The 13,933-nt window shown below is 40.7% G+C and carries 8 protein-coding genes and 1 pseudogene; all 9 read right to left on the bottom strand.

The window, feature by feature from the left end; genetic code table 11:
- Window positions 1-123: 123 nt before the first annotated feature.
- Window positions 124-519: pseudogene (gene dctP, locus LNTAR_RS13570) on the bottom strand (TRAP transporter substrate-binding protein DctP); the annotation flags it as partial.
- 184 nt (window positions 520-703) lie between these two features.
- Complete coding sequence (locus LNTAR_RS13565) at window positions 704-1,636, bottom strand: hypothetical protein (RefSeq protein WP_007279286.1); 933 nt, start codon at window positions 1,634-1,636, stop codon at window positions 704-706.
- A gap of 150 nt (window positions 1,637-1,786) precedes the next feature.
- Window positions 1,787-2,089, bottom strand: coding sequence for a DUF1585 domain-containing protein (locus LNTAR_RS13560; RefSeq protein ID WP_007279285.1), 303 nt, complete (start codon window positions 2,087-2,089; stop codon window positions 1,787-1,789).
- A complete protein-coding gene (locus tag LNTAR_RS13555) occupies window positions 2,068-3,414 on the bottom strand; it encodes a glycoside hydrolase 5 family protein (protein ID WP_007279284.1) in 1,347 nt (448 codons plus the stop codon). The genes LNTAR_RS13560 and LNTAR_RS13555 overlap by 22 nt, the downstream gene beginning before the upstream one ends.
- Before the next feature lie 182 nt (window positions 3,415-3,596).
- On the bottom strand, window positions 3,597-4,100 hold the full coding sequence (locus LNTAR_RS13550; protein WP_007279283.1) for a CPBP family intramembrane glutamic endopeptidase: 504 nt from the start codon (window positions 4,098-4,100) through the stop codon (window positions 3,597-3,599).
- Window positions 4,101-4,875: 775 nt separating this feature from the next.
- The gene (locus LNTAR_RS13545) at window positions 4,876-7,494 is read right to left on the bottom strand and encodes a DUF1592 domain-containing protein (RefSeq protein ID WP_007279282.1); all 2,619 of its coding nucleotides are present in this window, start codon (window positions 7,492-7,494) and stop codon (window positions 4,876-4,878) included.
- A 128-nt stretch (window positions 7,495-7,622) separates the two neighbouring features.
- Window positions 7,623-8,915, bottom strand: coding sequence for a DUF1552 domain-containing protein (locus LNTAR_RS13540; RefSeq protein WP_007279281.1), 1,293 nt, complete (start codon window positions 8,913-8,915; stop codon window positions 7,623-7,625).
- Between the two features lie 229 nt (window positions 8,916-9,144).
- Window positions 9,145-11,286, bottom strand: a complete 2,142-nt coding sequence (locus LNTAR_RS13535) for a right-handed parallel beta-helix repeat-containing protein (RefSeq protein WP_083800043.1) — start codon at window positions 11,284-11,286, stop codon at window positions 9,145-9,147.
- A 147-nt stretch (window positions 11,287-11,433) separates the two neighbouring features.
- Complete coding sequence (locus LNTAR_RS13530; protein WP_007279279.1) at window positions 11,434-13,470, bottom strand: prolyl oligopeptidase family serine peptidase; 2,037 nt, start codon at window positions 13,468-13,470, stop codon at window positions 11,434-11,436.
- Window positions 13,471-13,933 lie beyond the last annotated feature (463 nt).

Raw genomic sequence — 13,933 nt, 5'->3', positions numbered from 1 at the left:
AAGACTACTTGCGTTGCATCAAGTCTGTAGACGACTCGCTTGGCCAACTCCTCGATTACCTCGATGAATCAGGCCTCGCTCAAAACACGTAAGGGGAACTAAGCCTGTTTTTACAGTAATTTCCTCACTGATCGCTTCTCCCACTGGACCACCTGCCGCAGCGCGCATTTGCTCTGAACTTTCGAAGGCATAAGGAACTGCCATGAGAGCGGCTTTGGGTGCCCAGTTCTGTAAACTCTCTCCCGTGATCGTCATATCCGCCGTACCAAGTTGGATACTATTGATAATATCCATTTCTTTACCAAGCTGAGAATTGGGGTAAACCTTGACCTCAATTTTGCCTTGGCTTCTCTCTTCCACTAATTCTTTAAATTTGAGGGCCGCCTTATTCCAGGTATTATCTTCACTACTCAAATGGCCAAATTTTAGTGTATACTTGTCACTCTTAGTTTTATCCGAATCACAGGATATAAAAACGAGACTCGTGATGAGTAAAAGACCGATACTTTTTAATTTCATGGGGGGCTCCTAAAGCTTTATTTAATTAATCTTCTCATTACAATTGTCATGAGTTTTTTCGATATGACTAATTTCTTATATTTTTTTAGGATTTGTCCAGATAGACCTAGATCTTATGATTTTTATGGCTTCAGGTTTAAAGGACCAAGGTGAAATATGGGGAGATAAGAACTTGGAGTTTCAATTATATTTTCAGATTATCTTGAAAGACAAGTAATTCCTTACTTTGCAAGAGATATTGAACTTTTCTTGTTAATTCTATTTTATAGGAAAGTGCTTTGTGGTATAATTTTTGCGCTTCATCTTTATTATCTTCTTTTACAGCAATTATAGCCTGTAAAAGTTCGCATAATTGAACTTGACGAGACTGTCTTTTATAACGTTTATAAGTGTGCTCTTGGTCTCTTTTTTTCATTTGGGAAAAGTCTGCAGCATTGATTTGTTTATAAGTTCTTTGTTGATACTTAAAGGCTTTGCTTTTGACCTTGCTTAACTCTTTATGAGCCGCATCAAGTTGATCTGCTCGAATAAGAGTGAGACTATAGTTGATCTGTAAATTCCAACCATAGGGTTCTATAGGCAATCCTAGAGCATGCATCATGTCACTATGTTTCACTTCCTTGGGGATGGTGATTAATGTACTTAGGAATTTGGCTTTATAGGCGTCTAACTGAGCTTGAGCTAAATAGGACCAAGAAAGTTCAGCAAGCAGTAATTTTTCATTCATTTCCGATTCGGTATTTTTATTATAGCGACCCGCAATAGCCTGTTTTAATTCTGTTTGTATTTGTGCACTTTGCTCGCTTTGATTTGGCAAGATCGACCAATATTCCAATAAAGTAAGAATGTATTGTTTGTAAGCTAGCTCACGCTTTTTCCTTGCATCAGACCATAGGTACGTACGATTTTTCTTTTCATCTTCCGTCAGATCATCACCCTTATATCTCCAGTGATAACGAGCATAAACTTTATTGATCGTACGAAAGGCCTCTCGTTTTAGCTCGAGCTCCTTGTTTATATCAGTAATGCGAACGCTTCCATCAGTCGGTTCTACTTGTTTTGATGAACAAGAGAATAGTGCAAAGATAGTACAGATAAGAAGTAAGTGTTTATACATGTTGTTGTCCTCTAAATAATTAGTTTTGTGAATGGATCATTACTTATAAATTTAAGCGAAAATTTAATAGTAATAAGAAGTATTGATTTTAATGATACTACGTCTCTTTTGCTTAGTAATAAGTCTTATAACATAAATATCTTATGGTATTTACTTTTGCTGAAATTCACGTCCTTGAACGAGAGCGAGAATGATGGAGTTGATCCTGTAGTCCTCTTTTTTGGCGTCGCCTAATAAGTCATCAGTCATATCATCATCGATGAAGTTATAGGAGCGTCCCAATGAGTAAGCAATCAGTGACTCAATAAAAGCACGAGCGAAGTCATCCACCCTATCGGCAATAATTTGCTTCATTTTATAATAATCTTTAAAAGCCGGCCCCTTGTGAAACTTGCCAGAGGAATCAATCGTCCATTTCTTGTTTTTGTCGTTTATTTTTCGCCCTCTTCCCAAGCTTGTATGAATGCTTCTTTTACTTCATGCTGATAATAGAGATCATAATAAAGCTTTTTATTCGGTTTACTGGGAGTGCCGAAGGTCCAGAATAAAACACCGGCGACCCCATAATCTTTTCGCAATGCTTCAATATGGTTTTTTAAATATTTTGAAGCAAGAGTTACTCTTTGTGGAATACTCAGACCCATTCCGTCTGTATAGTTATTGAATAAGCCCGTCTCTCCAACCATAATTGGTTTCTCCAACTTTTTAGCTAAAGGCAAAAGCTTGTCTTTCTCTACTGACTTCCATTTCTGATCAAGAACATAAAGCTCATCTTTATTGCCTTCGCGCCACACATAAAAATGAATATCAAGAAAGTCGATCTCTGTTTTGAGAAGTACTAAAGGCCTCGCAGGCACTCTCTTATCCCTTCGTCCTGGTTTAGACCAATCACCAGGACCGTCCATGCCAACATCTTTAAATGGAAAAACTCCTACGCTGACCAATGCTTCAATGTCTTCGTGTTTGATGGCAGTAGTCAGATAATTGCACCAGTTGCTAACAACATCGTCCATAAGTTTTTGTTTGCCTTTGCCATTTGCTAAATCATAATTCTTGCCATTATAAGTGAATTGTTTAAGCTTGTAAGGTGCAAAATTTTCAACAGAATAAAGTTCATTTTCCAGTTGCCACGAAAAAACAGTAGTCAACAACTCAGGATCATGTTTTCGAATCGCACGAATCATCTCAACAATATTATTTGCTCGGTTTCGAGCATGCCTTAGATCCATATAAAACGCATTGCGATTATAGTCAACTCCTCCAGCTTTTTGAAAGGCATACTTACCATCGGCGACAGTTTTCTGTTCAGACAGCCATTTTGAAGGAGGAGTCCAAATATCAAAGGTCCAGATAAGGTATATATTGTATATCCTTGCTTGTTCAAGTAAATGAATAACATTGGTCATATATTCAGGTGAAAACTCCCGGGCGGACCGGCTTTCAAGGATACCGTCTTCGCAAGATACGTATGCATGGAATACGCGAATCGTGTTAAAACCATTCTTTTTACAATATGCCATCATTTTTTCAACAAAAGATGAATCATAATATGTAGGAGAAAACGATGCGTATCCCGGTTTGCCATTTTCAAACTTTCCAAAAACACAATAATTAACTCCAAAAGGCACGAATATTTTGCCGTTTGCTTTCGTTATAAATTTACCATTGCGTATGACTATTTTTGGAACAGCTTTGCCCTTTTCTGTACCTGAGCAAATGCTCGATAACAACATAAACACAATTAATAATAATTCTGGGATCTTTCCTAAAGCATGCATAATAAAATCCTTTTTTTGGGCTTAAAAAACACCTATCGAAAAAGACTGATAGGAATTTTGATTTTCTGACGATAACGAAAACTTAAGGTGACTTCGCTGTCGAACATCTGAACTCAGAGAATTCTGTAGCGCAGTGGAAGGATTTCTCTGGAGTGACAAGTTAGAAGGCGCTTTATCCATGTTCATAATCCCTCCATAGCGAATACTGTGAAGTTCATAGCTGTATGGATCAAAACCGTCATAAAAACAGCTTTTGAAAACTTCTCCTCTCGAAATAAAAAGTAAATTAATCCTAAATAAAATCCACCTCCGACTCCCGCGATAATCCCTGAATCAATTGAATTTGTAAAATGAAGTGCCATGAAAATCAGAAAAGAACATAGAAACCCAAGGTTTAAATTCTTGAAAAACTTTTTACACAGCTCAAATGGGATGATCTGAAATAGCACAGTCTCTACTAAAGGCGCAAAAACAACAGATAAAACAAACTCATATTTACTAAGCCGCTCCTCTTCGTCTTGAGTCATATCAAGTAAAGATTCACTCCCATCAACCCCAATCATATTACATATCCATATAGATAGATACGCTAAAAACCCTGTTAAGAGCCAAGATTCTCCAAACGTTCTAAAAAAAACTGTAGCTGGTTGCTTAATATCATAGCTTTCTATATATCTTTTTAGCATACTGTGCTCTTCATTTTTCTAAGGTCCAGGATAAGCCGCTTAATGGAGCGAGGAACGAGTAAGCTTGAAAAAACCAAGTTCATTGTGATGATTATAAATACGATTATTTTTTTCATATATTTCCTTTTCAAGATTAATTATGTTTATTTACAGAGAGTTGTACTGAAACTTAGGATCTTATGTTCTTGTCAAAATAAAAGTTAAAAATAGCCACCACCGAGCTATCCTTTAAAATTTTTAATAAAGCTTAGTAGGATCAACAGCTTTGTGCAGAGAATGAACAGGCTTACTCTGTATAAGATATTTTGACACTCACTTTGTCGAAGTAATGCTTCTCAAAGCGAGAAGGCCCCGCAGCTTTATTCTCTGTGTCCAGAACATAAATCGAGAGGATAAGAAAAGAGCTTCCTGCTAATAGAACAGTCTCTATTTCGATGCTTTCCAAAGTAGCTTTATCTTTAAAACCTAAGCTCTTTTGTGCAAAGGTTAAGGTTTCTCAAATTGGTGATTTAATACAGCTTAGTTGAGTCACAATTAACACAGATGGTTTTTATCTATTCTACTTACTTAATTTAACCACAGATTAACAGGGATTAACACAGATGTTTATAGAATAACTTTTGATTATCCATTGAACGGTATAGTCCTTTATTTATGGGCAATACTGGGAGCCCCGCATTCCAATACTGAACTACATTGCGGACTCCGCAATTTAAATGCTGATTAGCAATTGGCGCTCCCAGGTATGAGCTCATAAACCACTTCTACAGAAGTATTATTTCTGCTGAAATTCACGTCCTTGAACGAGAGCGTGAATGATGGAGTTGATCCTATAGTCCTCTTTTTTGGCGACGGCTAATAAATCCTCAGCCATAGTATCATCTGTAAAGGCATAGGATCGTCCCAATGAGTAAGCAATCAGTGACTCAATAAAACCACGGGCGAAGTCATCCCCCCTATCGGCAATAAGCTTTTTCATTTCAAAATAATCTTTAAAAGCCGGCCCCTTGTGGAACTTGCCAGAGGAATCAATAGTCCATTTCTTATTTTTATACTTATCTTTAGTGCGCCATTTGCCTGTAGCATCAAAATTCTCTAAGCCAAAACCAATGGGATCAATTTTGCGGTGACAGCTGGCACATTGCGGCTCTTCTTGGTGAGCCGTTAATCGTTGACGAGTAGTCAAGACTTTACCTTCTAAGCGAGAGATTTGCGGTACGTTTGCTGGCGCGGGTGGTGGGGGTTCATTAATGAGGTGACGCAGAACCCAAGCACCGCGTTCCACTGGACTGGTTTCCAAACCATTACTGCCCATGGCATTTATTGCGGCCATGCCGAGTAAACCACCACGAGGCGAGCCTTCGGGTAGTTTCACTTTGCGGAATTCCTGGCCGTATACACCATCAATACCATAATGATTGGCCATCAAGCCATCAACCACAAGATAATCACTACTCAATAAATCGCATAGTCGACCATTATTTTTTATCAGGTGAAGGATAGTTTGATAAACTTCCTCACGAGCTGCTTTTTTGGCATTGTCATCAAATTCACGGTGATGTAAGACATCAAATTGAAAGAAGTCTAAGCGCTCCATATCCAACCACTGATGAGTAAAGCCATCCACAAAATTTTTCGCACGTGGATCAGCTAACATACGATCAACTTCGAGGCTTAATCGCTCGGGATTCATCAGTTTTTTAGATTGAGCCAGATCTAAGAGTGTCTGATCTGGTGGTGCACTCCACAAGAAATAGGCTAAGCGTATAACTAATTCGCGATCTGTGAGTTGGCGTGGCCCTTGCTTATCATTGGGTTCATCGAGATAAAGGAAACTAGGTGAAGCTAAAATGATACTCAAGGCTTGAACGAGGGCATCTTCAAAAGAGTCACCTTGACTGCGGCGATATTCATAATGGGCAAGTAATTCTTTTAAATTGTCTTCGTACATTTTGCCACGAAATACCAGGAGGCCAAAATCCTTAATGATTTCTCTGGCGCGATTGGGCTTGTCTTGATGCTTTATGAGGATTTTATCAAAAGGACTGGGGGCTTGCTTTAAGGGGCCTTCCAATTCTATCCAGTCGAGCCAGAGAGATGGCACGGGGCCAATGCCAGTGCGGTGCCTATCACGAAAATAGACCTTTCTACGCAAATCTTCCCAATTGGCTGATTGTCGTTCCTGGATTGCAATTTCTTTTTTGGAATGGCTAAAGATTTCAATCGTGGTTTCCTGAATTTCCGCTTGTTCGGGAGTTCCCGTCATTTGCATGTAGGCAAAAGGCAGGCCTTCAAAAAAGCGTTTAACCGGAATTCTCTTTTGGGGGTGCCCTACCTCAATGAACTTTCTAAAACCTGGCGCATCGGCCATAGCTCCACCCCGCACGCGAAGTTTATACTTACCCACGGGCATGCCCCTGGGTGGTTTAATATCGATACGATTAATCCCCTTAACAATCATTAGGTAACTGCCGGTGTCACTCAATGGCAGGTCCCTACTTTGTCTATGATATTTGTAATCTTCAGTGTAAATCACCTCACCAAAAATAGCGGCGGCCTCATCTTTTAATCCAAAGTCTTTTGATCTAGGAGCGCCTTTCAAGTGCTTTGCCTCATTGGGTAAATAGCGCCAAGGGGTTTTTGCAACTCTGGGGTTCCTCTTAATAATTTCTTCCATAATCTTTTTATTTTCAGGAGCTTCTGAAGAGGCTTTTACTTGTTTAAAGTACTCTTGAAATTTGGCGTGATTTTTTTCAAAGTTAGCAAGAGCTTTATCCAGCTGGGGATTAAACTGGTCCTCAATTTCTAAGCGATAAACAAATGGTTCTTTATTTCTGTTGGCATGGCGTTCAAAAGCTTCTTTAATTGCTATACGCCCTGCTTTGAGGTACTGCTCGATTTGATCACTGGAAATAAATTGTGAAGCTCCCTCAGTATCGAAATGACCCGCTCCATCTGCTGGGAGATTATTTGCGTCTACCTGTACATCTAAAAGTTCTCGTAGCGTATTGTTGTACTCGCGGCGGTTGAGGCGACGCATAGTGATTTTACCACCAGAATCAGACAGTACTTTGCGAGCTGTCACCATGGTGTTGGACAGGCTTTCCAAGAAGTCCGCTTTTTCTACATTCTTGGGCTGTTTTTTATCTTCTGGGGGCATATCCCCTGAATTAATCGCATTGAGAACCTTCTGCCAGATTTCGGCTTGCTGAAGTGTCTGAATATTGAAGTCCAGATCTTCAAGATTGATTTTACCCTCTTGCTTTTCGTCATCGTGACAGTTAAGGCAATAATTAGCTAAAAAGTCAAAGTTTTTCTCTGGTAAAATCGCTTGACTCTTTTCAGCCTGAACGCCAGCACTAAGACATAAAAATATGATTAGCCATAAAGACAAACTATGTCCCCTAGTCGCCTGGTCAAGGATTGGCAAATCCTTGCAGGCAGAGCTCGAGAGGGACAGCGTCCTTCTCATATTGCTAACAGAATGATTCTGATGAATCTTGAATACATTAAAAAGATTTCTCATACTTGCAGTTCTTTGATGATTCCCGTGCTATCGCCGTGGCGGTCTACTTTTACACCTGAGCCCTTGAGCATACTCAACCAAACATTACAGAGAGGTGTATCCTTGGGTAAAGCTAAATGTTGGCCCATAGCCAACTTAGAACCACCACCGGCAATAATCGTAGGACAATTATTAAGATGATGGATAGAGCGAATATTGGAGCCATACGCGAGGCTCACATGGTCGTATAAAGAAGAACCATCGGCCTCTTTTGTGGCTTTCAGTTTAGCAATTAAGCCTGCGAGTAATTCACTTTGAGCTAGATCGCGCTTTTGGGAAGCAGCCATTCGATCACCTGGCGTGTAGTGACTCATGTCATGGGGAGCCACTTTAACTCCAATACTCTGTAAAAGTGATTTTACTGGCTGGCGATAAGTCATGACTCGAGTTGTGTCAGTCTGTAGAGCTGCCACAATTAAATCATACATGGCTTTGATCTCATCTTTGCCTTTCAAACGCTTGTCTGGAGCGCCTAAAGGAGCCTTTTGTTTGGGTACAGTGAGCCATTGTTCATCTTTGCTTATACGATTTTCTATATCGCGAATTCCCTGAAAGTATTCGTCTAGTTTCTCACTATCTGTTTTACTTAATCCGTTACGCAAGCGCTTAGCATCATTAAAAATAGTATCCATCACACTACGTTTTTCTTTTAAGACGATTTGTCGCTGTTCCAGGGGCATATCATCAGCTGAGAAGAGTTTGTGATAGAGCTTTATGGGGGAGTCGATTCCCGCCATGGGTTTGCCGCGCTGATCCCAAGATAAAGAGAGTCCCATACCATGACCATCGGCCTTTTTTTCTGGACTACACAATTGCATGGATGTGAAACGGGTCTCTTGCCCAAAAGCTGCAGCAGCAACTTGATCCGCTGAAATAGTGTTTGAAAAGGATTGTCCAGCGACGGCATAACGGTTCGCCCCCGTGAGCCAAAAAGTGCTGCCCCAATGGGCTTCATTACTGTACTGATGTGAGCAACCTTGAATGAGTGTAAAGTCTTTTTTGTACTTGGCTAAGGGTGCAAGGCCTTGGGGAAGTGTGTAGTCAACACCCGTATCCTTGAGGTCGGGGTACCAAGTTTCATTTGTGACTCCCCACCCGAAACCCAAAAAGATCATACGCTTGGGTGGCGTGGCCGATTTTTTATTGCGACTAAATGACTTGGTCTCATAGCCCAAAGACTCGAGTCCCGGCAAAGCCACAAGGGCTCCAGCACCTCGTAAAAAATGGCGACGGTTGATATGATGAATCATAAAGAAAGCGTCCTTAAATAAAAATCCTTATAATTAAGATTGTACTAAACACGAACAATCTTACATCTTTTATTAAAAAATCATGAACCTTTTCAGTCTCATATCTATAATATGTTTGTATTCAAAAAAATGCGAAACCCGCAAAGCTATTAGACAAGATCTAAAACTTCAGTACTCCTTCTTGTTGAAATGAATTAAAATCTTCGACTTATGTATGGAATCCTAAACTTTATGGTCTTGAGCTTGGGCCGACTGGCCCCTTTCGCCCGATCTTTTCAAAGGGAATGAGCTTGAAACCAGGGATGGATTTTAGTACTGGAGCATCCTTTCGCAATGAAAACTCACCAGCTTTCCAGTTGATAAATCCAGGATCTTTCTTAGCAATGTGATTAGCCCGTGCTTTTACAAGATTTGTTGGACCTCCTTTCGTTGTGAAGAAACCCTCGTGTTTTAAGGGCACACTTGGATTCCATATTAGATTCCGCTCAAACACACAGCTATCGGGTTGAATGCGGTCTTCCTCTAACAAGTTAACTAAGCCAGGGTAACGTCTTCCATGTGGCATTGTGTCGAAATTATAGCTTTCCATTAGAGCCAACCATTTTTTTTCATAGCTTTTTACAGCTTTTTTATTCCATGTTGCCAGAAAATAACTTTGTATAAATGTTGAAGCACAATCGATAAACATGTTATTCCTAATAGTTAAATAAGATCCACCATTAGTCATGATTGCGCCCATGGGCTTTGGACCCGTATTTCCAGTCTTGTAGAAGATGTTTTCTTCAATTAACCACCCCATGGTTCCATTGTCCGGATACACGGCATTCTGCTTGGGTTTTTCTGAGGCTACAGCTCGGAAGAAATTCCTACGGATTATAGTTCCTCGATGATGGGGTTTTGTTCCCATATTTCCGTAAATCACGCCCATATCCTTGAAGTCACTGGGGCCATTGTGGAAAAGGTTGTACTCAATCAAATGATCGTTGCCTCGGATTTCTATTGCGTTATGAGGGAAATTATCGAACTCCGAGTGCCGCACCACATGCCCCACCCCACGTAAAGTGACTCCTGGGCAATAAACTCGCTGCCATTCACCCCAGTGGTGAATATGAGTATTTTCAACAACACATCCACTTGCTTTTAATGTTTCCCAGTCACCACCATCAAGGCTTATAGCAGTCCCCCCAATCTGATAAATATCACAGGATTCAATCATATGTCCTTCACCTTTCAAGCGTATTGCACTGATACCATGACGGGCAATTTCACATGATTTTATCCCTATAGCTTTACCCTTGCCCTCAATTGCGGATTTGCGTGAGGTGTCAAAACGTATACCTTGAAAACTTAGATACTCAGCGCCATCTAGCTCCACCATGCTCTGCCTAAGTGTAGATACCGCGATGTGTGCATTGTCGAAATCTGCTGGTGGCAAGATGTAAAGAATTCCTTCATTGCGATCGATAAAATATTCACCTGGCATATCTATTTCTTCCAGTATATTTTCAGCGTAAAAAAAATCTTTTTTCCAGTTTAAAAGTCCACTTACTTCACCGTAGGCCAGTGTTATTTTTGCCGTTTTTTCTTCAATCCTCGCCACTTTGTTGAAAGACCACTCCCAATCTTTACTGAACACCCCATTGAGCCATATATCCTGTTCTGTACCCCATAGACCAGGACGCTTGTCACTGTAGGTAAATATCCCCCCTTGCTTGTTGAAATTTTTATCATTGCGCTTAGGTCCCATATCCAATACTTTTGCAATTCTCATATGGCCTTCATTGGGGTAACGAGCAAGAGTCATTTGCTTACCATTGACAAACAACTGCAAAGGAGGCTGTGGCGTTGGTAGCGAAAAACCTCGACGTTTTAATGCTCCATACTCGCTAATAGCATGTGCTTTGAGATTACACTTGAGTAGCTTTGTTTGGGCCTTGGCACTGATTAGCCGCTTCAATACTGCGGGCTTAGTTACAGGACTAAACCATTCACGCTTCAGAATACGACCACCAAAAAGTGTGGCAAGCTCACCTGGAGCAGACATATATGTTACGGTTGCCCCACCTCTTCCGGAATCTGCTTCCGTAAGTTTAAAACTTGTACTTCGTTGATAAATTCCCCCACGCAGGATTACTTTTGCTCCTCCCACAGGGATCGCCCTTAAATTTTGAATGGCCTTCTGAGCCCTTTCTAAGGTTCTAAATGCTTGAGTTTTACTGCCAAGATTTTTATCATCACCATCTAGTGAGACATAAAATGTAGCCTCTTCTGCGTAAATGAATAAGCTTGAAAAGACCAAGCTCATCAAGACGATGATCTTTTTCGACAAAAGCCTCATTAAATAATTTCTTCTTGTACACATTTTTTCCATCACACACTCTATCTAAAGGATTCTGTTTATTTACTTAGCTTTATTCGGGAAGTTCGAGATCTTATCTATTTTAAACAAAAAATAATAATTATGCCGATATTCAGTATAGGCCTTAAATAAAGTGGTCTTTCTCTTGGGCCTGTAATACTACCTCTGCCTGCCTACTCTGCTCTTTAGTTGCCAGTTTTCATCAAAGAAGTCGGCATCTTTAGGAATGCCGGGGAAGCGCGTTTTCATCTCATTCAGTTCGGGTTTACTTACAATGTCCACAATGGCCCAATCCGGCAACATGGGGACTTGGCGGGCATTATTTAAATAGGCGTATTCGCGGTAGGTGAAACTACTATTGATGACAATATATTTTTGCGAATTCAGCGGATTGGTGTAGATCAGAATCGGTGCATGACTCTTGGCATCAAAAGTTTTTTTACCCATTTGTACTTTTTCCTTATCCCACTTCAGGGGTATTTTGGAAAGAATGTCAGCAATGACTTTATTTGAGGAGAAGTCACCCCACAATATAAGATTGTGCTCAACTATATCTTGCTCAGTAATTTCAGTATCCTTTTTCACACGGGCATGACCACGAAAGTGCTGCCGCCAATGCTTTATAGCGCGCTTTTGCTCACTCTCACACCATTGGCCAATAGTCTCATTAATGGCTTCACCACTTGGCGTCACCATGATAAAGCTGCTCATGAGAGCATCGTCGATGGGCCCCTGAAGTTCGTGTACCTTTTTGAGCTTGGCATCATTTGATCCCATTTGCCACTGGCCAGCTTCCTGATAAACCTCACATCCCCAACTACGGTCCGAGAGCGCCTTGGAGACGATTAATTTTTGTCCATCAATATTTAAAATCACTTCTTTATTGAGTTCAAAAGGCGCCTGCCCTGCTTTCATTTTAAATTTCAAGCCTCTTGTACCCGATGTGATGATGTCAATTTGATTGCCCACAATCTCAGCACGTACACGAGCGGGCTCCCAATGTTCCTTCATGGCGCTGATCGTCAGCCAGTACTGCTTATTATATTTGAGTGTATGAGTCAATTTATTAATTATGCGAGGGACTTTGTCTTTTCCGGCTTTCGCCAGACTATACATTTTTTCTTCAATGATTTTTTTTGAATCTGGATGGATCTTATGCTTGGTATTTGGACCAATTATATGCATTAGCTCAATACCTTCTTTAGCCAAGGCCATCTCCATGATGTCCGCCGCTTGCTTTTGCCTATCTAATTCGCCGCTATAGGCGATAAGCGGAACATGAGATAAATTGATCGCATTATCATCTGAGTCATACCAACGCCAGAGTTTTTCTTCCCACCAATAAGGTTTTAGAGTTTCTTTTTGGAAGGATTTCAGAAATTCCGGAGTTTCAGAAAAGCCCGCTCCTGGATTAGCTGCAAACCAGCGATCAGCATATAAGTGAGCGAATTGCCAACAGCCCGCCCCCCCCATGGAAAAGCCACGCACACTAATTAATTCTTCGTTAATGCGGTACTGAGTTTTTACATGTTCCAAAGCTTCTAAAGTATCGACTTCTCCGGCAAACTTAAAGGCATTGCTATAACGACCATAAGGATGCAAGACAATAGTGTTGCGTGGTGAGTAGTAGCCCACATCTTTCATTTGCTTAGCCATAAAGACTGTCTCGGACAGACTTTCACCTCGCCCATGAAACCAAATATCGAGGCGAAGTTCCTTTTCTCCCTGAGGCCGATAGTTATCAGGAATCACTAGTCCATAGGGTTGAGCGCTCCCATCTAATTCACTACGGAAACCACGTACAACGAGTCCAGTTTCTTGTAGCCAAGGTGCCTTACCCATAAGTAAAAACTTAGCACGCTCTTTTCCTAGCTCAATAAGCCCGTGAGCCTGTGCCAGATGATTTATATGAAAGAATTCGCGGTTCTCGAGATTGTCCTTGATGCAACGATGAAAGATTTCTACATCGGGTGAAAGTTTTTTGGCAATAAGAAATTTACTGGTCTGTAAGGAATCGATTAATGAGGCCAGCTCACTGAGCTCTTTGTTAAGCTTGGCTTGATCCTTAGCAGGAACTTCAATGCCGACCTTAGGGATTTGACGCACCGAATCGGGATGGTTGTCTTTTTCGCCATCGGCCATAAGAACAGATGCGAAACAGTAAGATAAAAGGGCAAGGAATTTTATTTTATTCACGAAAACTCCATTAATTAATTTTTCTAATACTTGTACGTCCAGTCATTATCTTACACGATCAAGCCTCTAAAGTCCTAATTTGTCTGCGAAGTACTGCTAGCAGCTGCTTGAGGGTTCAATTGTGAGTCCGGCATAAAATAACGTGTGGTGTCAGCCACACGATCAGGCCTGTAAAAAAGCTTGAGGGCTCACTTGTGAGTCCGGCATATATCGAACCAAACCAGGTGAAGTATTATAGAATAATGTTATGCATGCATGCGGAACTCACTAATTCTTCATCTATCTTTTTTTCTAACTATGACAAACTCGAGTAAGTTAATGCGTACTTTCAGCACTAAAAAGTAAATCTAATTCCTTGCTGGATTAATAGCATACTTATTAGGACATAATGCCGTTCTATCATTCACTACTTAATTGGTCAGTTTTCGTCAAAGAACTTGGCGTCTTTCGAAATGCCGAGAAA

It is taken from the genome of Lentisphaera araneosa HTCC2155 (assembly GCF_000170755.1).
GTDB lineage: Bacteria > Verrucomicrobiota > Lentisphaeria > Lentisphaerales > Lentisphaeraceae > Lentisphaera > Lentisphaera araneosa.
This window is presented reverse-complemented; position numbering and strand designations above follow the sequence as displayed.

What these genes read in the sequence shown, in the direction of transcription:
- LNTAR_RS13565 (WP_007279286.1), bottom strand. Translation starts at nt 1,636, where the DNA reads ATGTATAAACACTTACTTCTTATCTGTACTATCTTTGCACTATTCTCT.
- LNTAR_RS13555 (WP_007279284.1), bottom strand. Translation starts at nt 3,414, where the DNA reads ATGCATGCTTTAGGAAAGATCCCAGAATTATTATTAATTGTGTTTATG.
- LNTAR_RS13550 (WP_007279283.1), bottom strand. Translation starts at nt 4,100, where the DNA reads ATGCTAAAAAGATATATAGAAAGCTATGATATTAAGCAACCAGCTACA.
- LNTAR_RS13540 (WP_007279281.1), bottom strand. Translation starts at nt 8,915, where the DNA reads ATGATTCATCATATCAACCGTCGCCATTTTTTACGAGGTGCTGGAGCC.
- LNTAR_RS13535 (WP_083800043.1), bottom strand. Translation starts at nt 11,286, where the DNA reads ATGGAAAAAATGTGTACAAGAAGAAATTATTTAATGAGGCTTTTGTCG.